We start from the raw sequence: 26,528 nt of genomic DNA on the forward strand, positions 1-26,528 counted from the left end.
AAATGGCGGCACTTAACGATTTACGTAACGGATTGGTTATCCGACTTAACGATACGATTTATACTATAGTTGATTGTCAACATGTCAAACCAGGGAAAGGCAGTGCCTTTGCTCGCACAAAAATCAAGCGCGTTAGCGATGGGGCTGTTTTGGATCGGACCTTCCGTTCCAATGAAAACGTTGAGACCGTGCGGGTCATGGATCACCGGATGCAATATATGTATAGGGATGGCGATAGTTTGTGGTTTATGGACAACGAAACCTTCGAGCAACATTCGCTGCTTGTAGAATTTGTTGGTGATAACTTAAAGTTCCTAAAGGAAGGCGAGACGGTCACTATCAAAATGGAAGGGGTAACCCCGCTTGCCCTTGAACTCCCTAACTTCGTTGAACTTCAAATCGTTGAGACGGATCCAGGGTTACGAGGTGATACGGTGAGCGGTGGTTCAAAACGTGCTACGCTTGAGACGGGCGCGGTTGTTAACGTCCCACTGTTTGTTCAAAACGAAACGCGCATCAAAGTTGACACGCGTACTGGAAAATATGTAGAAAGGATTTAATAGCCATTGGTTTTTGGCTTTCGGCTTTCGGAGACTGAGGACAGTTTGTAACAAGCTTCACTTGCTTGGTGTATTCCAAGACCCGAAAATTGTTACAGAATGCCTCTTAACCGACTGCTGACTGCTGACTGCTGATAGCCAATAAACAAATGCGTCAAAATAAAGCTAAGGACAGATCCCAATCTCCGGAACAAGACTTCAGCAGCGTGCTGGAACTCGTTGAACAGCTGGCAGCGATTCTTGAGCGCACTGACCTTACGGAAGTCCGCATCCGTGAAAATGAACTGGAAGTCCAAGTTTCCAAGCACCCCGGGAGTCCACCTAAGTATGAAAATCTGCCGTTACAACCGGTAGAGACGAGCATCGCAGTGAGTCCACAAAGCCTACCTGTTGAGGATATGGATATTGAAGATGGCGAGCAGGTCGAAAATAACTTCATCAATGCGCCGATGCCTTCGCGTTTTTACCGCGCCCCTGGACCTGATGAACCTCCCTTTGTTGAGGCGGGGGATGTCGTCAGTCTTGGTGAACCTGTAGCCGTGCTTGAGGTTATGAAAACATATAATCCAGTGGAAGCACCTTTTAGCTGCGAGATTTTGGAAATCCTCGTCGAAGACGGTGACGCAGTTGAGTATAACCAACCCCTCTTCCGAGTGAGGCAGCAATAGATTCTTTTACTTTTCATAATTCAAATCCAGTTGACTTAGGCGAAAACCACCGTGAAATGAAGTGGAACGGTGACCAGATTTAATAGTTTAAAAAATGATAAAAAAAATATTAGTAGCAAATCGCGGTGAAATCGCTGTCCGTATTATTCGCGCATGTAAAGACATGGGAATTAAGACGGTCGCTATTTTCTCTACTGCTGATGAGGAGGCACTCCACGTTAAATACGCTGACGAGGCATATTGCATCGGACCGCCCCCATCAGCAGAAAGTTATCTCAAGTATGCCAATATTATTTCTGTCGCGGATTTTGCGAACGTCAATGCTATTCACCCAGGAGTGGGTTTTCTTGCTGAGGACGCACAGTTCGCCGAGATTTGCGAGGCACACGAAATACGATTCATCGGTCCTTCTATTGAGGATATTCGGACAATGGGGGACAAGGTAAAGGCATTGGAAACAGCAGCGAAAGCTGGTCTGAAATTGATTCCCGGCAGCCAAAGTGGTAGACGCAGAAACAATAAAAAAGGGACAGTCGATACTGCTGAGGAGGCGGCGCAACTCGCCGAGAAAATCGGTTATCCCGTCGGGATTAAAGCCGTCGCTGGCGGTGGAGGTCGCGGCATTCGGATTGCTGAGAACCGTCCAAGTTTGATGAACCTCTTTCGCACCGCGAAGGCTGAAGGTGAGGCTGCTTTTGGCAATGGCGATGTCTATATCGAGAAATGGATTGAAGAGGCACGGCATATTGAAGTCCAGATCTTAGGCGATATGCACGGGAATGTCGTTCACTTGGGTGAGCGTGAGTGTTCTATCCAGCGGAAGCAGCAGAAACTGCTTGAAGAAGCACCCGCCGCTTCTATTCCATCTAAACTTCGATCTGACATCTGTAAAGCCGCCGCAAAAGCCGCAAGATCCATCGGTTATTCAAACGCAGGGACTATTGAATTTGTTGTTGATAAAGATAACAATTTCTATTTCCTTGAAATGAACACGCGTATTCAGGTTGAGCATACGATCACTGAGAGTATTACCGGTATTGATCTCATTAAAGAACAAATCCGACTCGCAATGGGTGAGGAACTCGGATACAGCCAATCTGATGTTGAGATACACGGACACGCTATTGAGTGCCGGATTAATGCCGAAGACCCAGCGAATCAGTTTATGCCTTCGCCAGGGCTGGTCACCACCTACCACCCGCCAGGGGGCATAGGTGTTCGAGTCGATGGATACCTCTACACAGGGTATACCGTGCCACCTCACTACGATTCACTTGTCGCGAAACTTATCGCAAGCGGTAGAGACCGGGAAGAGGCAATTGCGCGATTAGATCGGGCGTTGTCCGAATTCAGAATTGAGGGCATAAAAACCACAATTCCGCTCTATCAGCAAATTCTCAACGACGAACGCTTCCGCAACCGGGCTATCTTTACAAATTTTCTTGAAACGTAGGGAAAGTTATGAAATGTACCGCTGTTCGCTGTTTGCTATTCGCTGTTTGCTGTTCGCTGTTCATTGTGCTAACATCTATGTCTGTAGCGGCGGTTACCTATGTTGATGTCACCGATGAATCTGGCATCCATTTTCGGCATTCAAGTGGTACTCGATCAAGCCTACTACCTGAAGACATGGGATCCGGTGCCGGATTCGCCGATATAGATAACGATGGGGATATAGACCTCTACGTTGTGAACCTCCCTGGACCTTTTAAACGAGATCGGAATCCTGTTAATTCCGGGACTGCTAATGTTCTCTATCGGAACAATGGGGACGGCACGTTTACGGACATTACTAAGACCGCAGGGGTTGGACATCGAGGCTACGGTATGGGATGCGTTTTTGCGGATTATGATGGCGACGGCAATATCGATCTATACATCACCAATTATGGGGCGAATGTGCTTTATCGCAACAACGGCGATGGCACTTTCCGGGATGTGACGGGAACTGCTGGGGTCGGTTGTGAATTGTGGAGCACAGGGGCTGCCTTCGCTGATGTGGACGGCGACAACGATTTGGACCTCTATGTTTGCAACTACGTCACCTACGACTTAGAAGCGTTAGAGCAGATGAAGGAGGAATCCTTACAATCTGGCAAACCCGTACCGAGTGCCCTCAATCCGCACGTCTTTGAACCGCAGGATAATGTCTTTTATCGCAACAATGGGGACGGCACCTTTACGGATGTAACGGCTGAAGCGGGTATCGCTGCACCGGGGGGCAGAAGTATGCAAGCCATCTTCAGCGACTTTGATGCAGACAACGACCTTGATTTGTACGTCGCAAATGATACCTCTGTCAACTATACCTATCGTAATGACGGAAGGGGTGTGTTTACTGATGTGAGTGCCGAATCGTGGGCGGCGGATTTTCGGGGTTCCATGGGACTTGCTGCTGGGGATTACGACGGTGATGGTGATATAGACCTTTTTATGAGCCATTGGGTTGACGAGGAAAACGCGCTCTACAGAAATCTCTTGAAGGAGGATGCGGTTGCCGAACACATCAGATTCGTGGATGAATCTTATACGGCTATGCTTGCTGAAGCGAGCATCAAAGAGATTGGATGGGGGACTGCGCTCTTTGATTACGACAACGATGGCGATTTAGATATCTTCGTAACGAACGGTAGCACCTTCCAAGAACTCAAGCGTCCACAGGTGCTTATCCCCCAACGCGATGCCTTGTTTCGTAATGAGGGGGATGGCACGTTCACGGATGTGAGTGGAATCACGGGGATTGCTGTGCTTCCTATCCGAGTCGGTCGTGGCGCGACGTTTGGCGACTACGACAGCGATGGCGATGTTGATATTTTCATCGTCAATAACCATGCAGCACCGACGCTATTGCGCAATGACGGTGGGAACCGTAACAATTGGCTGCATATAGAATTAATTGGCACCAATGCCAACCGAAACGCAGTCGGCACGAAGATTCAAGTGAAAACGACAGATCGGACACAGATACGCGAGGTTTATGCCGGTGATAGTTACATGTCTTTTAATAGTTTCATCACTGAATTCGGTGTAGGGAGTGCTACACAGGTCGAGCGTGTACAGGTCATCTGGTCGAACGGCGATACCCAAACGCTGCATAACGTGCCGACAAACCAACGACTCCGTATAATGCAGAAATAAGAACCAAGATTTATAGGATTATCAGATGTGCTATGATTTATGGAATCACACAAATCTTAAAATCATAAGAATCACAGTTCAGATTTTTTCTCTATGCTTAATCCTGCTCGCGTGCGGTGAGGATCCTGCCATCAAACGCGGCAAGGAATTAGTCAGAACTGGTGACACCGCGGCAGCGATTCAGCAGTTTGAATCGGTAATCAGACAAAATTCTTCTGATGCCGAAGCCTATTACCAACTCGGTTTAGCGTATGAAGAATTGAAAGACGCTACCCAAGCAACCGATGCTTTTAAAAACGCACAACGATTAGCACCCCAACGCCCAGAAATCGCACTCGCTCTCGGCCGCCTCCACTGGCACACTGGTAACCGGGACCTCGCCATTTCCCAATTTCAAAACCTGCTAAGCAATTCTTTAAATGAAGATGTCCACCTTCAGTTAGCGGCACTCACGGGAGATGCCTACCACGTTCAACGTCTCCGCACGGAAGGCAGCGACGATTACGAGCAGACCTTCACTGAAAAAGGGAACATGATGACCTTTACGGCGAAGTACACGGACGATTATAGTCCCGCAATTTCGCCCGATGGTAAGTGGCTCGCCTTCGCCTCAAACCGCCTCCAGAACGCTGAGTTGTATCTCATGGATCTCAACACACGTTCACTCCGTCAACTGACGCATACCGATGAACTTGACGAATACATGCCAGCATTTTCACCCGATGGAAAGTCGCTTGCCTTCGTGACAGAGCGTACCCGCGGCGGCATGATGCTCCCACCTGTCCAAGCAAGCGGTTCTGATCCGAGCAGTGCCTCGATTTATCTCATGGATATTGACGGAAGGAACCAACGTCCGGTAATTGATATAGAAGGTGCGCATCGCGCACCTGTCTTTTCTCCTGATGGAAAGCGGATCGCTTTTGAATCCAGAGCACCGACACGGGAAAACGGAAGCACGCCTGGAGATGCTAACAATGACGATACTTTGGAAATCTACATCATCCAGACAGACGGCACAAATCAGATGCAGCTGACCCATAACACTGTTGATGACGGACATCCAACGTGGGCACCCGATGGCAGACGGATTGCCTTTACCTCGATGGTGGAGGATGTCTATCAGATTTTCGTCATTAGTGCATCGGGTGGTACGGCGAAGCAGCTAACGTTCTCTAACGCAAGCCACTATCAGCCGACTTTCAGTCGAGACGGGAAGCGGATTATCTATATCTCAAGTGCGCATAATCATTATACGCTATGGATGATGAACGCTGACGGCACAAACAAGACCCAACTCACAAGCCACGTCGGTGCCCATTTTGAACCCAGTCTTTCAGGAGATGGAAAAACCCTCGTCTTTAGTTCTGACCGTTCAGATCACATGCGGATCTATCTCATGGATTTAGCACAATCTGTCCAAGAAGCAGAATTGAAGGCGCGGTTGGCGGGTTTGTAGCCGCACTGCATTTCCCTCGCCCCTGCTGCTGTAGGAGCGAGTTTTACTCGCGATTTTTCCTAATTTGACCATCCTTGTAGGAGCGAGTTTTACTCGTGATTCTTCCTAATTTGACCATTCTTGTAGGAGTGAGTTTTACGCTTGGGTATTTCCTCAGCTGTTTCACAAAAGATGTGGCAAACACGCTAAAGAATATAGTATAATAATGACCGAAAGTGCTACTTGAAAAGGAGATGAACTTATGCGTAAAACGATTTCGTTGGACCAACTTCCACGTCAAATTGAAAACTTACTACAGGCAAATTGGGAAGGACATGAGAGTCTCGTTCTTGAACACAATGGGGAGCCTGTCGCCGCGATTATCCCGATGGATGCGTATCGCAAGTGGCACCCGGACGCAGGTGAAAACGTCTTTGATTATGAACTTCCTGCGGATCTGCTTAAAACCTATCACAAATTATTAAATAAAAAGTTCTCTAAAAGCTTAACACCTCAAGAGGAAATTGAGTTGACTAAGTTGGACGGTCAATTGAACGATGTAGAAGCAGCGCAACCGCTTATACAATCCATGCGGAAACGAACCGCCGCACGCGATGAAGAGTGGAAGCAAAGGTTTGAGGAGGTGGTTACCAAACTCCGTGAATTGAAGGAGCTGATGTGAATCAAAATGCCTCTCCTCGTATTCGCCGACGAGAATCACCCCCTGTGATGCGAGGTAGGACAGGATATCGAAACGCTGAGCCGTATCTGCGCAGAGACTTCGAGTTCCGTTGTGCCTATTGCGGTGTTCATGAACAAACAAAAGGCGGTCCCCAAGCCTTTTGTATTGACCATTTCAAACCACGAAGTAGAGGCGGATCTGTCAATGACTATACCAATCTATATTGGGTCTGCATCCCATGCAATATGATAAAACATAACAGATGGCCGACAGATGAACAACTGCGACGTGGGTATCGCTTTGCTGATCCGTGTCGTGAACAAGATGTGGGTGTTCATTTCACTGAGTCCGACGACGGTTTACTGCAGCCTCTTACACCTTGCGGTGAATACCATATTGCCACGCTCCGTCTCAATCGTTCATGGCTGCAGCAACACCGTCGTGATCGGACTCAGAAGTGGACGCGATTCAATGACGCGTATCAATTACAGATAGAACTTGAAAGAACCATTGAGACACGACCCGCAGACGATGCGACTCGAATGATGCGACGTTTACTTTCTTTCCTGTCCCAAGAGATCAGTGCTTTACGAAGCGAACTAACAGTGGCTATCCCGATGTGGGATCTAAAGAACCTGTCCAATAATGATTCAGAGCGCACTTGAATGGAAAAACCCTCGTCTTTAGTTCTGACCGTTCAGATCACATGCGGATTTACCTCATGGATTTAGCACAACCCATTCAAGAAGAAGAATTGAAGGCACGATTGGCAGGGCTGTAATCCCGACCTTTCTTACATGCTTCTTGTAGGAGTGATCTCCCGGTGCGACTTCTCCCAGAAAATCCAGAAAAAACTGAAAGCTAAATAGCCGTAATGAACTCTCAATCGCGACAGAGCCATTCAATTCTTCTGTAGGAGGGAACTCCGATTCCCGACACATTCCTGTAGCGGCAAACTTTCAACTCGCGATGCCTTCGCGAAAATACTCAAAAATCCGACAATTGAATGGCTCTGTCGTTGGACGCTTTGGCATCCTCTCCAGTCTAAAGACTGAAGATTCCTTATTGTTAAGAACATAGAGTTGGTTAGACAAAATACAGGCGTGTTCCCGTAAGAGAGACACCTGAAAATTAAGGTGACTTGAAGTGCCACCGTTTATTTAGACCAAAAATTAGCAAAGTTAAGACAAGTATTGTTGTTCACATTCAAAAATGGTTCTGTTTTCAACGTTCTTCGCTGTCATACGAATACCGCCATAACGCTCTATCAAGCGTTCGCATCTTTATCCGGTTTCGGTTGGCAATATCCCGACAAAACGCAATATATTTCGGCCAGAATGGATACGAACTTCTTTGTCTGAATTTAAGCCCAACAGACCAGAGGGCGTGAATATCGAGTATAGGATACTGCCCTTTGTCATAGAGGTGTAGGATCGCGGAAGCAACTGACTCCCCAATGCCTTGTAACTGGGTCAAAGACAACAATTTTACCTCATCGTCTGTAGGCGTGAATACCTGTTTAGTAATTTCCCTTATAAAACCGTCCCGGTTATCTAAGGTCAGGTCTGCCCTCCCAAAAATATTTCTGGTTTTCCAATAAGTGACCTTATGCAATTCATCTTTGGTTAGGTAACCTCGCTCCTGAATACCATCCCGAAATCCGATAACCTGCTGTTCCCTCGTTTGGCCTTTCGTCGTTTGGTATTCCGTATAGATGTTTGCCCAATAGGCGATTTCGGATTCGCAAAAGCGTAGTCGCATTTTCATTTCGTCTTAGTTCCAGCTCTTTTATCCTCCTACTACGGTAGGAAGGTAGTAGAAACGGAATTGAGGTGCCGTTTCGTAGCAGTACCACCCTAAACTGGTAATCAAATTATATCACAGATATTTTGTGAAATCAATCTTATATTTTCCGAAAATCCAAAGATAAGATGAGTACGGCGTGTGTTTCGGACTTCAGAAAAATGTTGCATTTCTCCCCAATTTCTGATAATATACATTATGTATAATATCAGCACATTGAAGAGATAAGGACATCCGTTGCTGCCTACGACAAGTGGGACACGGTTTCGGAATATTTCGGAAACGATTCGACAGTGTAATCTGATAGTGGGATTTTTGCGTAAGGAACGTGAGTTTGAAAATAGATCTGTAGGTCGGGTAGAGCGGTAAATACACACGAAATCCCTTGAAATGCGGACAAATATCCGGTTTTCATCCCCCCTTGGGGTCAGAAACTATAGCGAAACCGGACATGTCACTTTTATCAAACTGGTGTTAAGGAGAACTTGCAACATGCCTACACTCGATTTCAAAGGAAAACACCACATCTACGCCCACCATCTCTCCGTCCCGTATCGCCCCCTTGAACCCGACGAAAGCCGATCCTGTAATCCATCCGGTGAAGAAGATAACCTCATCATTCACGGCGATAACCTACATGCTCTCAAAGCGTTACTCTCCCGCTACGCGAATCGCGTCAAGTGTATCTATATAGACCCACCCTACAACACCGGCAATAAGAATTGGATATACAAGGACGACGTAAGCAATCCACCCATGCAAGAATGGTTTAAGGAGCATAGTTGGGTCGACAACGAAGATATGGAACGGCATGACAAGTGGCTCTGCATGATGTGGCCCCGGTTGCATCTGCTAAAGGAGCTGCTTGCTGAAAACGGTGCTATTTTTATATCTATTGATGATCACGAACAGCATCGTTTGCGGATGTTGATGGATGAGATTTTTGGAGCGGAAAATTTTGTAACTAACATAATTTGGCAGAAAAAATTTAGCCCGCAAAATGACGCTAAATATTTTTCCGATAATCACGATTTTGTTTTATGTTACGCAAAGAACAAAGATATATGGAGACCCGTTCTGCTGCCGAGGACTGAGAAACATGACAAGCGATATTCTAACCCCGACAATGATCCACGGGGCCCTTGGAGCTCTAGTGGATTAGATGTTAAAACCTATCAAGAAGAATATGACTATCCCATTACCACTCCATCAGGCCGAGTTGTGAACCCTCCGCAAAGTAGATGTTGGCGGTGTGGTAGAGAAAAATTTGATGAATTAGTGAATGATAATCGGATATGGTTTGGTGAAGAGGGCAATAATGTCCCTCGTGTAAAGCGATTTCTATCGGAGGTAAAACAAGGTATTACACCTTTAACTGTATGGCTACACGAAGATGTAGGACATACACAGAGTGCAACGCAAGGACTCAATAAAATTGGAGTTGCTTTCCCAAATCCTAAACCACACACTTTACTAAAACGTATCTTACAAATTGGGACGCAACCTAATGACCTCATTTTGGACTCTTTCGCTGGTAGTGGAACAACTGCTCATGCCGTCCTCGCCTTGAACAAAGAAGATGGCGGCAACCGGAAGTTTATCCTCATTGAATGCGAAGACTATGCAGACACTATCACAGCCGAACGCGTTCGGCGCGTCATAAACGGCGTTGAGAACGCTAAAGATAAAACGTTGAAGGAAGGTCTCGGCGGCTCTTTCACCTACTGCACGCTCGGTGAACCTATTGCAATAGAAACGATGCTCACCGGAGAATCTTTGCCACCGTATTCAGTTCTCGCTGCCCATTTGTTGTTTACTGCTGCTGGCGTTTCTGTTGGAGAGGAGAAACTCGATCAGAAAAACGGTGACGGGCTTTTTTATTCGGATGGCAAAAACGACTACTACTTGCACTACCAACCCGATCTTGAATTCTTATCCAGCGACGAGGCACTGCTAACACAGGAGCACGCCGAACACATCCGAGATGCCAGTCGTCAAAACGGTAAAAAAGCGATTGTTTACGCTGCAGGCAATTACATCGGGCAGCGTGAACTCACAAAGATGGGAATCGTATTTTGTCAACTCCCTTATGTCCTGCAGGAAAGATAAAGAGGTGGAATTATAATGGAATTAAAAGTATATCAACAGAACGCATTGGACGCTTTCACCCGCTGGTTAGAGGCACTATCTGAGGCTGAAAATACTTCAAAAACCGCTATAGAGGCACTGAAACAAGCAGGTGTTGATAGTATTCCCGCCGAGTTGCATAATTACCCCCAAAATGCATGGCAGAATTTGAAACAGAACGACGGCGTTGCCCCAACTGCCGGCGACTACGTTACACGCACCGACGACGCAAAACGTCCCATTCCACATATCTGTTTTAAAGTCCCAACGGGTGGCGGGAAAACCCTGCTCGCAGCATCCGCTTTGGAACGTCTCCATCGGCAACGTGGGCTAACACTATGGATTGTGCCGACGAGAGCAATCTATGCACAAACCAAAAAAGCTTTATGGGACAAAGAACACCCTTACCGTAAAATGTTGGAGCGCGCCAGTGCCGGTAAAGTCAAAATGCTCGAAAAGGATGACCCTTTCAATAGAGACGATATTGCCAATTACCTCTGTGTTATGCTGCTGATGTTGCCAGCGGCGAATCGACAAAAAGGCAAGGAATTCCTCCGGATGTTCAAAGACACCGGAAAATATCCCAGTTTTTTCCCCGACAGTGACGACATTTTCGGCGACACTCGCATGCGAAATGAATATCCCGATCTGGAGTGTAAAAGTGAAGCGGAAGGTGGAGTCGTTAAACAGAGTTTGTTTAATGTGTTTAAAATGCTCCGTCCTATTATTGTTTTAGACGAAGCACATAAAGCGTATGGCGCGAAAAGACAGAAAGCAAACGAAGAATTTGCCCGCTCTATCAACCGCCTCGATCCCCAAATGATAATAGAACTCTCTGCTACACCCAACCGTGGCATCAGCAATCTACTCGTTGATATTGACGGAACCGCCCTAAAACAGGAGGAGATGATTAAGTTACCCGTACAAGTGAAATCCAATTTCAGGAAAAATGCGGAAACGACTTCTTGGCGGGACGATTGGCAATACACTTTGCAGCAGGCAGTTGACGAACTTGAACAACTCAATAAAGAAGCAGAGGCACTTGAAAACACCACCAACCGATATATCCGACCCATCGCCGTTGTCCGAGTCGAGCGGACAGGCAAGGATCAGCAAGATGGTGAGCGTATCCATGCCGAAGACGCGCGCGCCTATCTTACACGCTTAGGTATACCACCGGAGGCGATCCGCGTCAAATCCGCCGAAAATGATGAACTTCAAGACGAAGATCTGCTTTCTAAAATGTCCCAGGTCCGTTGGATCATCACAAAAGCCGCACTCATGGAAGGATGGGATTGCCCCTTCGCTTACCTCTTGGTCATGTTGGACAATACACAAGCGCAAAAAGCAATCACACAACTTGTAGGACGTGTGATGCGGCAACCGCATGCCCAACTCACCGGACGAAAAGCATTGGATCAATGTTATGTCTATTGCAATAACACAGATGTCGCTGTCGCCGTCGAGCAAGTCAAGAAAGGTTTAGAATCCGAAGGTCTCACCGGTTTAGGCGATGAGGTCATTGGTGCTGCAGATACACAGGAACTCCTCGATTTACGCACACAAACCGTGAAACGCCGAGCGCGATTTCGAGGTCAGGAGATCTATTTGCCGATGGTGCTCCATAAGAATGGGGACGAGTGGATTCAACTCAATTATCAATCTCATATTCTACCCCATATAAAGTGGGCAGCAATTCAAGCACCCGATCTGAAGGCTTCTGCACCCGATACGATGATATGGCAATCTGCAGCCGTTGACGTTGGAGACGCACCGCCTGTCTACCATCCCGATCAGGAACCCTATATTGACAAAACAGTCGGCATCTCCGATTTTGCGCGCCGTCTTTCAGACCTTTTGCCGAATCCCTGGCGAGCGGCTCGTATTGCAGCGCAGATGCGCGAAAGCCTTAGACAAAACGGCGAAACCGAAGAAGATATTTACGATAGGCGTTCTTATCTCGTCCATGCCCTGCGGGAGCATGTAAAGCGTGAAGTCGAACAGCAAGCAGAGCAGATCTTTCGTAAAAAATTAGAGAAAGGTGAAATCAAATTTGACTTAGAGACAGGAGAGCCGAATTATAAACTCCGAGACCAGTATGAAATAGAGGTCAGAGCCAACGATAGACCGCTCACAAGGTATGGGAACCCTGTTCAACTCAGCCTCTTTGAACCCGTGTTTGAACAACATTTTGATAACGAATTTGAAAAGAAATTTGCCTATTATCTTGATGAACGGCGCGCACTACAATGGTGGCATCGAATCGCTGTTCGTCAACGCGGTGAGTATTACGTGCAGGGTTGGAAACAGGGACGTATCTACCCGGATTTCGTTGCAATGACGAGTGAATTTGGTGACGTAACACGCGTCCTGATTTTCGAGACAAAGGGTGAGCATCTTGGCGGCAACCTTGATACCGAATATAAGAAAAAGGTCTTGAAGACTCTTGAAGATACATTCAATAACGTCGGTACCATGTGTGTCCGTGAAGGAACAACACGCGAAGGTATCTTTCAGCTTGTATTTAACGAGCGGGAGTTTCCAGAAATCACGGCGCGTCTCGGGGAACAGAACTTTACGGAGATGGATAACTAATAGGACTTACACATGATGCTCTTTTGTAGCATAACCTGTTAGGTTGTGCCACCAAAACGTCTGTGTTTTTCAGTGAACGCTATCTAACAGAGTGCCCTACGGTCAAAATTGCGTAAGTCCTGACTAATTTTATCGTGTCGGTCCCCATATCTGTCCAGCTAAGCGTATAGGGAGCAATATATGAATCACAACCCAACTTATGAATATGCTGGAATCCCTCTATTAATACCCATTACGAGAAGTCTTATTTTTCTGATTCTTCTCATCATCGCCGGTTGCGATCTGGATACACCACCAGATAAGATGGATCCGCAATTGGCGGCACACTATCAGCGCGGTATTGATGCTTTAGACAGGCGCGACTTCGCTGAAGCCGAAAAAGCATTTCGGGCGTGTTTACAGATGGATCCCAACACCCACGATGCACGTATGCAGTTGGCACGGACCTACATCAGACAGCAGAAGTTTACCGCCGCTGAGGTAGAATTACAAATGTTAATAGGACTTCTGAAGCAGATACCAAGGGCACAGGATAAGTTATCAAGGGCATATTTGACGTTAGCACAGGTTTTCAGTTATCAACAACGCTTTTCTGATTCCACTGCCGCACTTACCAACGCGCTGGAGGTGAATCCCGACGATACAGATGCACGCATTAGGTTGGGCTATTTCTTAGGTGCCCCGCAACAAATGCTCGTCCCCGACCTCTCAGCGTCTAAGCGTCAATTTGAAAAAGTACTGGAACTTGAACCGAATAACCTTGAGGCGATGCTACAACTCGGTTTAGCCGAATTCCGGCTCGGGGAGGCGGACAAAGCAGCCGAAAGGTTTGAGAATATCATCCAAAATTACCGTCGCCACTCCGGTGCCTATTACTATCTCGGTGTCTATCATCTCCGACACGGTGATCCTGAAAAAGCCGTTGCGAATTTCAAAGAGTCGCTCCGTCTCAAACCCCGCGATCCTGAAACCTTATGGAATTTATGGACAGCATACAGTCAACTCGGCGGCTACCCCGAGGATCTGCCAGCGGAATTTAAGATTCAAGTAGCACGTAGGGGCGAGGTTACCTCGCCCCTACAGAGCCAGTTCACCAATATTGCCCCCGACTTAAAAATGGACAAGGTCGATGGCGGGCGCGGCAGTGCTTGGGGAGACTACGACAATGACGGAGATTTGGATATCGTCGCCGTCGGGACGTATCAACCGCACGTCCTTTATCGCAATAATGGGGATGGGACTTTCACAAACGTAGCAGAACAAGCAGGCGTTGCCGATCCGAGAGGCGGTTGGGGTTCGCTCTTTGCCGATTACAATAACGACGGTTACCCAGATCTCTACATCACGCGTGGCGGTTGGTCGGGGGCAGCGGAAAACACACTTTATCATAACAACGGAGACGGTACGTTTACCGATGTAACGCACACCGCAGGTGTCGCCGACCCACAAAGCAGTTTCTGTGCCGCGTGGGCGGATTATGACAACGACGGATACATCGACCTCTACATTGCAAATGGAGTTATCGGGGACGGTGCCGCGAATGTTTTGTATCGGAACAATGGTGATGGCACTTTCACCAATACTGCGGAGACAGCAGGTGTAGCGAACACGGGGAACTCCCTCGGAACCGCTTGGGGTGATTACGATAAAGACGGGTACATCGATCTACACGTCGTTAATTACGGACAATCTAACGTTCTCTATCGGAACAACGGGGACGGCACGTTCACGGATGTAACGGCGGCGGCTGGCATGAGTCTCGCTGTTACGGATGCATTTGTTACCTTCTTTTTAGACGTGGATAACGATGCCGATCTCGACCTTTTCATCTCCAATTCAGGATCGTTTCAATCCTTCATTGCAGGGCAAATTACAGGGAGTGCTACACACGATAGCGACCGACAGGTGCTCTATCGGAACAATGGCGATGGCACCTTTACGGATGTCACAAAGAAATCCGGTCTGTACCACGCCTATGGCGCGATGGGAGCAAATTTCGGGGACATCAATAGCGACGGCTATGTTGATATCTATCTCGCCACGGGGGCACCGCAAATGGGACGACTTGAACGCGACGCGCTCTTCCAAAACAACGGGGATGGCACTTTTACGGATGCAACTGTCGCTTTGGGTTTAGGCAACATCGGAAAAGGACACGGTGTGACTTTCGGAGATGCCGACGCTGATGGGGATGTTGATATTTATGTACCTGTTGGCGGGGCATTTATCGGAGACCAGTGGCACAATCTCTTTTACCAGAATGCTGGTACTGGAAACAACTATCTTACCCTAAAACTCGTCGGTGTGAAAAGTAATCGGGACGGTATTGGTGCTAAAGTGACCTTGAACCTCGGCGATAGCACAATCTATAGAGAGGTCAGCGGAGGGTGTGGGTTCGGTTCAACCAATAGTCTACCCCTTGAAATCGGTCTCGAAACGCACACAAAAGTTGATACGCTTGAAATCATCTGGCCCTCCGGTCAGGTAGATACACATAGGAACCTTTCTGTCAACCAGAGACTCATTCTCACTGAGGGAGAGGACCTATGAAATCCATTCTTCCACGCTTCCATTCTTCTCCGCCGAGATCCGCTTTGCTCACAGAGGATAACATGTCCCTTTTTGTTGATTACTATCAACTCACAATGGGACAGGCGGATTTCAACGCACAAAACGACGCCATTATTACAGCGAACTACTACGTCCGTAAAATCCCACAGGGACAATATCTCATCGCTGCCGGGCTGGAGCAGGTGGTCCACTATATCTTAAATTTACGCTTCACCGATGCTACGCTCGACTGGTTAGCACAGCGTGGCAACCTACGTGCCGACTACCTCGCTTCGCTCAAAGACTTTCGTTTTGACGGTTCCGTTTTTGCAGTTCCCGAAGGCACCCCCGTTTTTCCGAATGAACCGATTATCAACGTCACAGGACGCTCCAGAGATGTCCAACTTTTTGAAACCTATCTGCTCTGCGTTATGAACTTCCAAACATTAATTGCGACGAAGGCATCGCGGATTGTGCAAGCAGCGCGAGGTAGACAGGTTTTTGATTTCGGTGCGCGGCGGGCACACGGCAGGGATGCCGGTATTTTGGCTGCCCGTGCTTCCTTCATCGGAGGTGCTAAGGGAACATCATTGGTACTCGCAGGACACTATTTCGATATTCCCTACGTCGGCACGATGGCACATAAATTCATTTCTGAGCGTCCTACCGAGTTAGAAGCCTTCCGAGATTACGCGACAGCCTTTCCAAACAGCACAACACTTCTAATTGATACGTATGACACGATTCAAGGAGCGCGAAACGCTTGCATCGTCGCAAAAGAGATGGAGGCATCTGGAACAAAGTTACGCGCAGTCCGATTGGATAGTGGCAATCTTTTAACACTCAGCAAGAAAGTCCGTCGCATCCTTGATGCCCACGGACTCGATTACGTCCAGATCATTGCCAGCCATGAACTGGATGAGTTCCAGATAGACACTTTGCTCGAAAATGGGGCACCCTTGGATAGTTTCGGGGTAGGCACTCGGCTCGCGACGGGTGCTAATTTCAATTCACTCACAGATGAAGGGGCTCCGTCTGCCTTGGGCGGGGTCTATAAGTTAGTCGAAAGTGGTGGCAAACCTGTCGGGAAACAGTCGCTTGATGAACCCTCTAAAGCCACTGTGCCCGGGAAGAAACAGGTTTACCGCATAACCGATGCTGACGGGAATTATGTAAAAGACCGTGTGACGCTTTGGGATGAGGAAGTCTCCGAGGGACAACCACTGCTAATTCCGATTATCCAGAATGGAGAATTGGTATATGATTTTCCGAACCTCCACGACATTCAGGTATACACGGCTGCAGCCCTCGAAAAACTCTCGGAGTCGCATAAGCGTATAACGGGGGCAACACCTTATCTCGTCGCGTTAGATCCAGTTGCAGCATAGCCTGTTAGGCTGTGCTGCGTATATCTTCTGTAGCATAACCTTTTAGGTTGTGCCTCTATTGTAGCATAGTTTCCTGTTAGGCTGTGCTGCGTATATCTTCTGTAGCATAACCTTTTAGGTTGTGCCTCTATTGTAGCATAGTTTCCTGTTAGGCTGTGCCTCCCTCCAATGAAGGCATTTCTTGAATTACAGGAATGACGTAACTCCGAATCGTCAGCTCTCCTGCTAACGTCTCTGTTTCCACGCGCGGTTCCGCCTCTTTTCGATGATCAAAAACAACATAATATCCTTCGGCGACTCCCTCCGATTTGAGATAAGCAGCAAGCTGCTGTTTACCCGCTTGATAACGACTCTCACCTCGCCATACCTTCGTCTCAACGATGTATTTCTGCCTATTATGCGTGATAAGGATGTCCATCCTACCGCGTCCCGTTTGCGCTTCAATGTGCATCATACCCCCAATACGCCTGACAAACGCATCGAGGTAAGCAAGCAGCAGATGTCTATCCACAGACTCTTGCGGGGTCTCTGGCACCTGTAGGATTCTGAACCCAGCACGTACAATAAAATCCCTGAAGTTATCCAGCAATGCCACCATCTCAATCTCTCCAGTAGGTGTGAGATAGTCCCTGAAATCCGAGCCTCCGTCTTTAGGCAGGTATTCCTGCTCTAATCCGTTCACGAGTGGTTTGAAGACTTCCAGGATGCAATACAGATAAATCGGATTGAGAATCTCACACATACCATCAGAACCCTTCTTAATGACCCCATAAGTTGCCAGTTCATCTATTATGTTATTGCGTGGGTTGAAAGGGACCCCTTCGTCGCGTTCCATAATACGCATAAGCAGTCGTTCAAAACGCGGATCCCTTTGAACATTAGTTGTTAGATGCTCGATGTTCGTGTTCCGTTCTTGTAACAACTGCGCGTGTGCCGTTGTGAAGTGTTCCATCGTAATCGATTCAGTTTTCGGGATGTCCAGTTCTTCAGTAAGGATCTGTCCGAATCGACTCACAAGCACCGGTTGTCCAGCTGTCTGTTTGTGAATAGCGGTTATGGCCTCGGGTGCGAAAACTTGACCAACTTCCTCGGTATACTGCGCAAAAAGTTCTTGCACCTGTTCAAGGGTGAAGTTGGGTAAATGGAACTCCTGCTGGATGTTGAAGGGTGAAATAGATCTATCGTAGTTGAGTTGAATGATATTCTTGATGCCGACGATGCCGACGCTATGTGGACAGCGCGTTCTACCGGAAAGATAGACACGGCGTAAGGAACGCAGGAATCCTTTGACAGCGTCTTGTGGAATCGCATCAAATTCATCAATGATCAGGACAACTTTCTGCCTAATTCCAAAGTGTTCCTCAAGAAGGCGCGCCAGTTGGGTAAAGAACCTTCTCATCGCGACATGATCGGTTATCTGAGTCCCCTGCAAAAATTGCGTAAGTGCTTCAGAAGGCACCGACCTACGCCGCTGAAAGATAACCTCGACTTCATCACAAATATCTTCAGAGAGAGCTCCATAAAAATCTACGGGTGTGAGTTCTTCGTACTCCTCGAAGTTCAACTGGATTGGGAAATAGGTTAAATCTTCAGTTGTGAGGGTGTCAAGTGCAAGCCGGAAAAAAGTGGTTTTGCCTGTCTGTCGCGGCGCGAAAAGGACGATGTATTTGCCCTGTTTGATACGGTCAATGAAGTCGGCAGTCTCTTCTGTGCGGGGAGCAACATAGTTATCCTCAAGATACAAGCGACCTTCGGTTCCAAAACGTCTCATTTCTTTTCTCCCATGAACTTTTCAACATTAATCTTCAGTTTTGGAATCTCCATGCTTCAGCATAGAGAGGAAAAACTACAAAAAACACTTGATTTTGTAAGTGAAATGTGATATAGTAATTATAGGCGAAGCCAGTGTAATCACATATTATTTCGGGTTAAGCCGCAATTGATTCTATCACATCCCGGTGTGGAGGTCAATATTTATCGGATCAAGTTGTAACTACGATTTACGCAATTCCAGGGTAGGTGCAGAATGTAATACAAGGAATGGAAATGTAATATAGGGAATGGATTTAGTCTATTCCCAGACCAAATCCCCTAACCGCACCGATCGCGTGACAAATAGCAAAATTCCGTAATTCTGCGTAAATCCTGTAACTATGCAATTGAGGATGCGTTACAAACAGCAGCGCGTCTTAAACCGCGCCTTGAATAAGAGTAGCAGCTTGGTGATGGTAAGAAATTATACTATGAACCTCACATCTCAAAATTCAGTTTGCATGGCGCGTACTTCCCGGGAGTTTCGTATGTTATGGGTATCTCGTCAGTTAAGGTCACTACTACTACCCCCCCCCCAGATTATTATAAGTTAAGTATTTCGACAGACAGTTCTCACCACCTGTTAAATGTCGGACAGAACGGTACATCAATTGTCCGACCCTTTCGAAAATTCTTTTACTGTATTTGCCTAATTCTTTTTCTCATATACCCCCTTGCAGTCTTCGGGGCCCCAAGTGATCCCGTGAGCATTCCGGACCCGACGCTCCGGGCCCGCATCGAATTCTTACTCAACAAGAATCCGGGAGACACCATCACCGAACAAGAGATGAGTGGACTAACACGTCTCACACTCGACCAGAACGTTGACCTAATTGCGCTAACGGGTTTAGAGTATGCAACCGAACTCACTTATCTGCTGTTATTCCGCAGGCAGACTGCAAGGGACTCAACACGCAGCAGTTTGGATCTGAGCCCCTTAACAGGTCTAACGAAATTGGAATTCCTCTCTCTTCAAGGATATCGAATTACAAACATCTCGCCCCTATCGACGTTAACAGAATTAATATACTTATCACTTAACAGGACTCATGACATAACAGATCTCTCGCCCCTATCGACGTTAACAAAATTGAGGTCCCTCACTCTTACCGATAATGACATCACGAACCTAACACCGATCCAAAGTCTCACAGAATTGAGACAGCTTGTTCTTTCATCAAACAGTAAGATCTCGGATATCTCACCCCTATCGAAGTTAATAAATTTGGCAAATTTGGCCCTCACCGGTACTCCTATCACTGATGAAAGTTTCTCTGCCCTGCTACCCTCTTTCGTAAATTTCGATAGTCCAATACAAGTCCTCGATGCTATTATTCCTGCGGGTAAGTTAATCATTTCAAACACCGATATCACGGACCTATCCGTATTAGGCAGGTTCCCAGAAAACGTGTTCCTGTCCTCTCTGGATCTAAGATTCATGGGGCGAAACAGGGAGAACTTGTATTTCAATCTGAAGGATCTCACCCCTTTGGTGGACCTCATGAACGCAGGGAGGCTCATAAACAGTTCCTCCGAAATTGTCTTGCTATACAACTATGGGTTGGATTATGAGTCCCACTACGCGGATATACCCGCACTCTTAGGAAGGGCTCGGTATCTTCCATATCAGCAGGGATCTACGCCTACACTCGAGAGAGAATTTCCGACGGAGGAATCTTGGAGAGGCCACCCCAAAATCTCCTACACGTTTGCCGTGCGTGCCGTTAATACACATGACCCTCTGCCCCGAGGCTTCCCTTGGACACCCCGTACGCCAGGTGGAATCCCCAACAATAGGAAATTCTCCGAGGTCCCTGTTACCTTCATCGTTACCGCGCCTGATGGTACCAGCGAAACACGCGGGCCAGTGCTGACCGGAGACGATGGGTTGGCGCGCGTTCCCGTTACCCTTGGAGAGGATGGGGAAACGCACACTGTGGAAGCGGTTGTTCCCGCCAACGCACCGACCCCGGGTGAAATCGAGCACGCGGAACTGCGCGTGACGTTCACTGCGACCGCCGACATCACAGTGCCACCGCCGGTGCCTTCAGGGGGAGGAGGGGGTGGCGGCGGAACTTTGAGTAGATTATCCTTCCCGGGACAGATCAGTTTCAGCGAGTTGATGTTCGCTCCGGGGGGTGGGCGCGATCGCTTCCCGCAGTGGATAGAACTTTACAACGCCTCTGAGACAGCTACTGTCAACTTATATGGATGGCACTTTGAAATAGAACGGCAAGACGATACCGGTGCCTATCAATACACCGACCTCACTCTCAAAGATTTGGTGATCCCACCGCAGCAGGTTGGTCTCATTGTGACATCGGAGGGGCCCACCTCTGTAAATCTTCCCCAAGAAAGCATCTGTGTCCTTTCCACGCATCACCCACGTCTTTTTAAGGACACCGAGGATCCGAACAACTTCCTCGGTCAAACAGCTTTCTGTCTCCAATTGTCCGATCCATCGGGACAGGTGAGTGATACGTTTGGGAATCTCGATGGGAATAAAAAGACAGAAGATGCACCGGCTTTTGCACTGCTGGATGGCAGCACGGCGTATGGTGCCCGGACATCACTCTTGCGTCGGTATGATCCCAAGGAAGACACGCCACTCGATGGAAAGCTCCTTGAAAACTGCTACCGGGCGGCGGACGTGCGTTTGGAGTTCATCACCTATTACGGATACGAGACAGACATCGGGAATCCGGGACATAAAGATCAAGGCGGTCCGTTTCCACCGTTGCATCGCGTGCATTTTAGCGAGTTGATGTTAACTTCACGGGGAGGGCTGCATTCGCTCCCGCAGTGGATAGAACTTTACAACATCTCGGAGACGGAAAGTGTAGATTTGAACGGATGGCGGCTGAAAATAGAGTCCCTTGATGCCAATGACGATCGACGGCATGCGTTTATTAGGCTGAGACGTTTGATCATTCCACCGAAGGAATCCGCCCTGCTGGTGACATGGAATGCGCCGCATTCTCGCGATATCCCCATGGGGCGCGTCTACAATCTTTACCTTCATCACGGAAATAGCTTCGATCAGCACAACCACCAGCACCGGAACAAAGTCTTCGGGCAGCACGGGTTCTTCTTAAAGTTATATGATGCCGATGGACGCGTCCAAGACATTGCTGGGAATCTGGATGGTGCTGCTGAGACACGCGACACACCGGCGTGGGTGTTGCCTCCCGGCAAAACTGCAGATGGGGAACGGGTATCGCTGCAGCGGCGGTATGAGCGTGTGATGCGGATACCCCTGGATGGTAAAACATCAGCGAGTTGGGGCTCTACATCTGAAATCCCATTGCCGGTCCAGACGTATTGGGGCAGAAGTGCCGATATTGGCACACCGGGACTGACAAACGAAGACCTCTTGTCCCCGTACCCATCTGTGAGTTTTAGCGAGTTTCTGTTCGCCGCGCGCGGTGGACTCCATTCGCTGCCACAATGGATAGAACTCCGCAATGCTTCTCAGACGGAGCCGGTAAACTTGAGAGGGTGGCATCTTGAAATAGAGGCACAAGATGAAACCGGTGCACACAGACATATCAGGCTTCAGTTGAAGGATCTCAGGATCCCTCCGAACCAAGTCGCGCTGCTCGTGACGCAGCACGGGCTTGCCTCTCGGTCGATGCCCAAAGCGCGTCTCTACAATCTCTTGATGCATCACGGGGCGACGTTCAGAGATGGCACACACCGAAATAGGGTGATAGGTCTGAAAGGTTTCTCCTTGAAGTTGTTGACCCCTGATGGTAGAGTGAGTGACACGATGGGGAACCTTGACGGGGATAAACGGACGCGAGATACGCCGAGGTGGGAACTCGGTGCTGGTAAAACTGCAGACGGGGTGCGAACTTCGCTGCTGCGTCAATATGATAAGCTCGGTCAGGCGTTCGACGGGACAGCCTCCGCATCGTGGGTGCCTGCGTCTGAAAAGCCGTTGCGGGTCCGAACATATTACGGTCAAGAGACAGACATCGGCAATCCCGGATATGTCAATGAAGCCCTCCGGTTGCGTGGCGATCAAGTCAGTTTTAGCGAGTTGATGTTTCCGTCAAAAGTCGGCCGCCGTGCCGTGCGTTCCGTGCCGCAGTGGATAGAGCTTTACAACGCTGCTGACACGGAAATTGTAAACTTGAAAGGATGGAGTCTTGAAATAGAGGCACTCACGGGAAATGGTGAACATTGGCATACAGTTATCACCTTGAATGACTTGATTCTGCGTCCGAATGAGACGGCACTCCTCGTGACGGCAGCGGGGCCCCACTCTCAGAGTATGCCGACAGCGTCTATCTACAACCTATTGCGTCAGCATCAGAATGTCTTTCAGAGAAACAGGGGTAGTAACACGGTTCTGGGAGAGCAGGGGTTCTTCTTGCGTTTGCGGGATCCGGCGGGTTCGCGGAGTGATGTCATTGGGAATCTGGACGGCGATCCGCAGACGAGGGATGCCCCGATGTGGGAACTGCCGGTTGTTGAAACAGCAGAGGGGGCTCGGGCATCCCTGCTGCGTCGGTATTATCACGTGACGGGTATCCCGCTGGATGGCAAAGTCGCATCCAATTGGGTATCAGCGGTGAACCTGCCCTTAGATGTGATGTGGTATTACGGTCAGGAGACAGACATCGGCAATCCGGGACACAGAGGTGGGGGGCCGCTGCCAGTGGTGTTATCGAGTTTTCGTGCGGAACATGTTGATACGGGGGTGGTCATCAAGTGGACGACGGCATCGGAGAAAGACAACGCAGGCTTCAATATCCTACGGAGTCAGATACGTCAAGGGCCCTTTGTGAAAATCACTCCCAAACGGATTGCGGGGCACGGCACGACGAGCGAACGTCATACCTATACCTGGACAGATACGACTGCAAAGCCGAATGTTGTGTATTATTACCGTTTGGAGGAGGTGTCGTTCTCAGGCGCACATAGGCAGTTAGCAACGGTTCGATTGCGGGGTCATGTTTCTGCAAGGGGCAAACTTACGACAACCTGGAGTGATTTGAAGCAGCAACCGTAGTCGTCTCAAATACAACAATGCCTTTACGGATAACTATTTCAGCCGTTTTGGGTGTTCTTTAAGAAAACGCATGACTGTGTCTGGATCGGTGGCTTGAAGGTTGCCAAGCGTACTGGCTTCTTCTATGAGTGCTGTCATTTGGACAGGGTTGTCGGTGAGTGTGTCTTCCGCCCTTTCGTAAAAATAGGCTGCCTGTGCTTTTTGATCGTGCTTCTCATTTATAGCAGCGAGATAGATGTAAGCAGCGGCGAGACGTGGAGATTCAGTACGGTTCTGAATGAACTCTTCAAAAGCGAAACGTGCCTCATTGTAACGTCCATCGTCGTAATGGACGCGTCCGATCCGAAACTGTGCTCTATCCGAGAAACTATCCTTGTGTCCACCCGCAAGATACCTATCACGTTCTGGATAACCTATAGTAGTTTTATAGGCTTGTAGTGCCTCGCTATAGCGGTTCAGTTTTCTGTACAGCTCGCCCAACTGGAAATTTGCCATCATCGCTTGCAAGGTATCCGGATATGATGCAATAACCCTTTTATAAGTCTCAAGTGCCTCGTTAGGATTAGAGAGGCGTTCAGCGTAAAGAAGCCCACTACGATAGAGGGCTTCGGCGGCGTATGTTAAATCGGGATAATGCTTCGCTACCGTATGATATGCCTCAGTTGCCTTCGGGTAGTCTTGTAACTGTCGCTCATAGATGGTCCCGATTTGCAATTGCGCCCGTGCCGCCTCAATAGGTGGTAAGGCGTTGTTATGGAGCTGCTCGCGCAGATTTTCAATGGCTGCAAGGTGTTGGAGTGTCGAAAGTTGTTCGGATGCCAGTTTTGCTTGGGGTGTATGCGGTACGGTGGCAACGAGGTTTCGGACGATGCTTAATGCCTCATTAAAATCTCTATCCGCCCGTGCTTTGTCCAACCGTTCTAATTCCGTTTCCGACATCTGTTCTGCAAGATTCTCGATTTTCCTATGAATTTGGGTTCTCACTTCAGACACACTCTTATCGTGCATTGAAATCTGTCCTAAATATGCGGGGTCGAGTTGTGGCAGATACGCATGAAGGAATGTTTCAAAAGCCGCTATCGCTTTCGGATAGTTCAAGGCTTTTTCGTGGCAAACCCCTGTCCAATAGATGACAGCGTGCATATTCCAGAAGTTCGGATATTTCTGTTTGAGTTTCTCAAACACAGGGATTGCCAGTGAGTATTTTTCAGTAGTCCGGTGGATATTTGCAATCTGATAGAGTGCTTCCGCTGCGAAATTGCTCGTGGGATAATCGTTCACAACCTTTCTGTAGGTCGCAATCGCTAAGCCAGATTGGTTGAGAACGGTATGCCTTAAATGCGCAATACGCCATCTCGCTTCTGGTGCCATGACGGTATCTGGGTGCGCTGCTAACAGTTCCTCGTACTTGACAATTGCTTTTGAAGGTTGATTGAGTTGCGACTGGTTCCGGTAAAGTTCGGCTATCTGGAACTGGGCAACGGCAGCAAGCGGCGTGCCACGGTGCTGAATCATTACACGCTGCTGCTCCCTGAGATCAGCGAGTGCCGTGTTAATATCCCGAATCTTTTGTAAACCCGTTTTATGCACGAAGTGGGAGGCTGGCGCGAGTTTGATTAGCCTGTCGTAGGTCTGAATCGCATCCTGGTAGTTACCCATGCGACTGTAGACATCCCCTTTCTTAATGATAGCCAGAAAGAGCTCTTCAGGAGTGAGACCATTTTTTTCAAACTGCAGAATTTTGTCATAAGCCGCAGCTGCGTGATTGTATTGATGCGTGTAGTTGTAGTAGATTTCGCCAATCTGATAGTAGCACCAACTTTTTACCGCAATATCCTTGGTAGATTCTGCAAGGGCTTCGAGTTTATGAAGTGCTTGGGTATACTCTCCCGCTTCAATTAAGACGTGCACTTCTTCAAAGTGCGCAACCGCTGCAAGCGGAAGGAAGAACATTATTAGCAGTACCTGTGAGATAAGGGTTCTCAGCCGTCTATTGTCAGGCTTCGGACAAGAACAATTTGTAAAAGTCTTCCACCGCTCGGTGTACGCTAAGAGGCGGTGAATTGTTACAGGAAGACCTCTTAACTGACAACTGATAACTGATAACCGACAACTATTCATTGCTAATATCCCTTGGCAGCTACCTGAGTTGTGTTGTTGACCTTTAAACTTTGCGCCAGCTTCATCCAATCGGTACCTTGTGCCTGTTCTTGGACCCGTTGGAGGCGGCTTTCTGTGTCCCACGCGTCATTTCGGAGGTGATATGTAATCATAGCATCCTCCAAATTCCGCTGGATGTCCTGTTGAAGATATTGCTCAATCCGGGCATCAGCCGATTCTGATTCGCTTAATTGCAACTCCACTTTCGGCTGCCAGAACTCGCCAACTAAGACAACGGCAGTAATCAAAGCGATCAGAGCAGTGCTTGCGGCAGCGGTTTTGTGCCATTGAAAAAGGGCTTGAATGTTGGATAAAAATGATCGAATACGCGAAGGGGCGGATTCCTCTTGTGAGGCGGCGAGACGTTTGTACACATTCATCTCAATATCCTGAAGTGCTGCTTCAGGTAAAGTTACTTCGTTCTCTGCCATATCCGTCAATTTTAGTAAGGTAGTGAAGGACTCAACCGCTTTGCTACAGTCTGAACATTTCTTCAAATGCTGTTCAAACGATTCTGCTTCTTTACTCGACAAAAGTTTAGACGCATAATCAATAGCTTGTCCTTCAGACTTATTACACTTAGGCATAAATGT

General features: G+C 48.1%; 16 protein-coding genes. 12 read left to right on the top strand and 4 right to left on the bottom strand.

Annotation, left to right across the window (positions count from 1 at the left end):
* Positions 1-2 precede the first annotated feature (2 nt).
* From efp to OXN25_18945, 7 genes are all read left to right on the top strand, one after another.
* Positions 3-560, top strand: a complete 558-nt coding sequence (efp, locus tag OXN25_18915) for an elongation factor P (GenBank protein MDE0426928.1) — start codon at positions 3-5, stop codon at positions 558-560.
* Between the two features lie 149 nt (positions 561-709).
* Positions 710-1,228, top strand: coding sequence for an acetyl-CoA carboxylase, biotin carboxyl carrier protein (locus tag OXN25_18920; GenBank protein ID MDE0426929.1), 519 nt, complete (start codon positions 710-712; stop codon positions 1,226-1,228).
* Positions 1,229-1,322: 94 nt separating this feature from the next.
* On the top strand, positions 1,323-2,681 hold the full coding sequence (gene accC, locus OXN25_18925; protein ID MDE0426930.1) for an acetyl-CoA carboxylase biotin carboxylase subunit: 1,359 nt from the start codon (positions 1,323-1,325) through the stop codon (positions 2,679-2,681).
* An 8-nt stretch (positions 2,682-2,689) separates the two neighbouring features.
* Positions 2,690-4,366, top strand: coding sequence for a CRTAC1 family protein (locus tag OXN25_18930; GenBank protein MDE0426931.1), 1,677 nt, complete (start codon positions 2,690-2,692; stop codon positions 4,364-4,366).
* A gap of 25 nt (positions 4,367-4,391) precedes the next feature.
* A complete protein-coding gene (locus OXN25_18935; GenBank protein MDE0426932.1) occupies positions 4,392-5,822 on the top strand; it encodes a tetratricopeptide repeat protein in 1,431 nt (476 codons plus the stop codon).
* Positions 5,823-6,063: 241 nt separating this feature from the next.
* Complete coding sequence (locus OXN25_18940) at positions 6,064-6,483, top strand: hypothetical protein (GenBank protein MDE0426933.1); 420 nt, start codon at positions 6,064-6,066, stop codon at positions 6,481-6,483.
* Positions 6,480-7,148: an HNH endonuclease signature motif containing protein gene (locus OXN25_18945; GenBank protein MDE0426934.1), complete on the top strand. Its 669-nt coding sequence runs from the start codon at positions 6,480-6,482 to the stop codon at positions 7,146-7,148. Before OXN25_18940 ends, OXN25_18945 begins: the two co-directional genes overlap by 4 nt.
* A gap of 559 nt (positions 7,149-7,707) precedes the next feature.
* Here OXN25_18945 and OXN25_18950 read toward each other — a convergent pair.
* On the bottom strand, positions 7,708-8,244 hold the full coding sequence (locus OXN25_18950; GenBank protein ID MDE0426935.1) for a hypothetical protein: 537 nt from the start codon (positions 8,242-8,244) through the stop codon (positions 7,708-7,710).
* A gap of 534 nt (positions 8,245-8,778) precedes the next feature.
* Between OXN25_18950 and OXN25_18955 the strand changes: the two genes are divergently transcribed.
* The 4 genes from OXN25_18955 (at position 8,779) to pncB (ending at position 16,946) form a co-directional block, all read left to right on the top strand.
* Positions 8,779-10,395: a site-specific DNA-methyltransferase gene (locus OXN25_18955; GenBank protein ID MDE0426936.1), complete on the top strand. Its 1,617-nt coding sequence runs from the start codon at positions 8,779-8,781 to the stop codon at positions 10,393-10,395.
* Positions 10,396-10,410: 15 nt separating this feature from the next.
* The gene (locus OXN25_18960; protein MDE0426937.1) at positions 10,411-13,008 is read left to right on the top strand and encodes a DEAD/DEAH box helicase family protein; all 2,598 of its coding nucleotides are present in this window, start codon (positions 10,411-10,413) and stop codon (positions 13,006-13,008) included.
* Positions 13,009-13,188: 180 nt separating this feature from the next.
* Positions 13,189-15,558 carry an FG-GAP-like repeat-containing protein gene (locus OXN25_18965; GenBank protein MDE0426938.1) on the top strand — a complete coding sequence of 790 codons (2,370 nt, stop codon included), beginning with the start codon at positions 13,189-13,191 and terminating at the stop codon, positions 15,556-15,558.
* The gene (gene pncB / locus OXN25_18970; GenBank protein ID MDE0426939.1) at positions 15,555-16,946 is read left to right on the top strand and encodes a nicotinate phosphoribosyltransferase; all 1,392 of its coding nucleotides are present in this window, start codon (positions 15,555-15,557) and stop codon (positions 16,944-16,946) included. Before OXN25_18965 ends, pncB begins: the two co-directional genes overlap by 4 nt.
* A 148-nt stretch (positions 16,947-17,094) precedes the next feature.
* On the opposite strand, the gene OXN25_18975 is transcribed toward pncB, so the two are convergent.
* Positions 17,095-18,717 carry an AAA-like domain-containing protein gene (locus OXN25_18975; protein MDE0426940.1) on the bottom strand — a complete coding sequence of 541 codons (1,623 nt, stop codon included), beginning with the start codon at positions 18,715-18,717 and terminating at the stop codon, positions 17,095-17,097.
* A gap of 744 nt (positions 18,718-19,461) precedes the next feature.
* Here OXN25_18975 and OXN25_18980 point away from each other — a divergent pair.
* Entirely contained in the window at positions 19,462-23,775 is a 4,314-nt protein-coding gene (locus tag OXN25_18980; protein ID MDE0426941.1) for a lamin tail domain-containing protein, read from the top strand.
* 33 nt (positions 23,776-23,808) lie between these two features.
* On the opposite strand, the gene OXN25_18985 is transcribed toward OXN25_18980, so the two are convergent.
* Together OXN25_18985 and OXN25_18990 are read right to left on the bottom strand one after the other, a co-directional pair.
* The gene (locus tag OXN25_18985; GenBank protein ID MDE0426942.1) at positions 23,809-25,728 is read right to left on the bottom strand and encodes a tetratricopeptide repeat protein; all 1,920 of its coding nucleotides are present in this window, start codon (positions 25,726-25,728) and stop codon (positions 23,809-23,811) included.
* Between the two features lie 170 nt (positions 25,729-25,898).
* Positions 25,899-26,522 carry a hypothetical protein gene (locus tag OXN25_18990; GenBank protein ID MDE0426943.1) on the bottom strand — a complete coding sequence of 208 codons (624 nt, stop codon included), beginning with the start codon at positions 26,520-26,522 and terminating at the stop codon, positions 25,899-25,901.
* Positions 26,523-26,528: the final 6 nt, after the last annotated feature.

The organism is Candidatus Poribacteria bacterium (genome assembly GCA_028820845.1).
Taxonomy (GTDB): domain Bacteria; phylum Poribacteria; class WGA-4E; order WGA-4E; family WGA-3G; genus WGA-3G.

Excerpts from the sequence above, each read along its gene's own strand:
- efp (MDE0426928.1), top strand. The coding sequence starts at position 3 with ATGGCGGCACTTAACGATTTACGTAACGGATTGGTTATCCGACTTAAC.
- accC (MDE0426930.1), top strand. The coding sequence starts at position 1,323 with ATGATAAAAAAAATATTAGTAGCAAATCGCGGTGAAATCGCTGTCCGT.
- OXN25_18985 (MDE0426942.1), bottom strand. The coding sequence starts at position 25,728 with ATGTTCTTCCTTCCGCTTGCAGCGGTTGCGCACTTTGAAGAAGTGCAC.
- OXN25_18920 (MDE0426929.1), top strand. The coding sequence starts at position 710 with ATGCGTCAAAATAAAGCTAAGGACAGATCCCAATCTCCGGAACAAGAC.
- OXN25_18960 (MDE0426937.1), top strand. The coding sequence starts at position 10,411 with ATGGAATTAAAAGTATATCAACAGAACGCATTGGACGCTTTCACCCGC.
- OXN25_18935 (MDE0426932.1), top strand. The coding sequence starts at position 4,392 with ATGTGCTATGATTTATGGAATCACACAAATCTTAAAATCATAAGAATC.
- OXN25_18955 (MDE0426936.1), top strand. The coding sequence starts at position 8,779 with ATGCCTACACTCGATTTCAAAGGAAAACACCACATCTACGCCCACCAT.
- OXN25_18930 (MDE0426931.1), top strand. The coding sequence starts at position 2,690 with ATGAAATGTACCGCTGTTCGCTGTTTGCTATTCGCTGTTTGCTGTTCG.
- OXN25_18975 (MDE0426940.1), bottom strand. The coding sequence starts at position 18,717 with ATGAGACGTTTTGGAACCGAAGGTCGCTTGTATCTTGAGGATAACTAT.
- OXN25_18990 (MDE0426943.1), bottom strand. The coding sequence starts at position 26,522 with ATGCCTAAGTGTAATAAGTCTGAAGGACAAGCTATTGATTATGCGTCT.
- OXN25_18950 (MDE0426935.1), bottom strand. The coding sequence starts at position 8,244 with ATGCGACTACGCTTTTGCGAATCCGAAATCGCCTATTGGGCAAACATC.
- OXN25_18940 (MDE0426933.1), top strand. The coding sequence starts at position 6,064 with ATGCGTAAAACGATTTCGTTGGACCAACTTCCACGTCAAATTGAAAAC.
- pncB (MDE0426939.1), top strand. The coding sequence starts at position 15,555 with ATGAAATCCATTCTTCCACGCTTCCATTCTTCTCCGCCGAGATCCGCT.
- OXN25_18965 (MDE0426938.1), top strand. The coding sequence starts at position 13,189 with ATGAATCACAACCCAACTTATGAATATGCTGGAATCCCTCTATTAATA.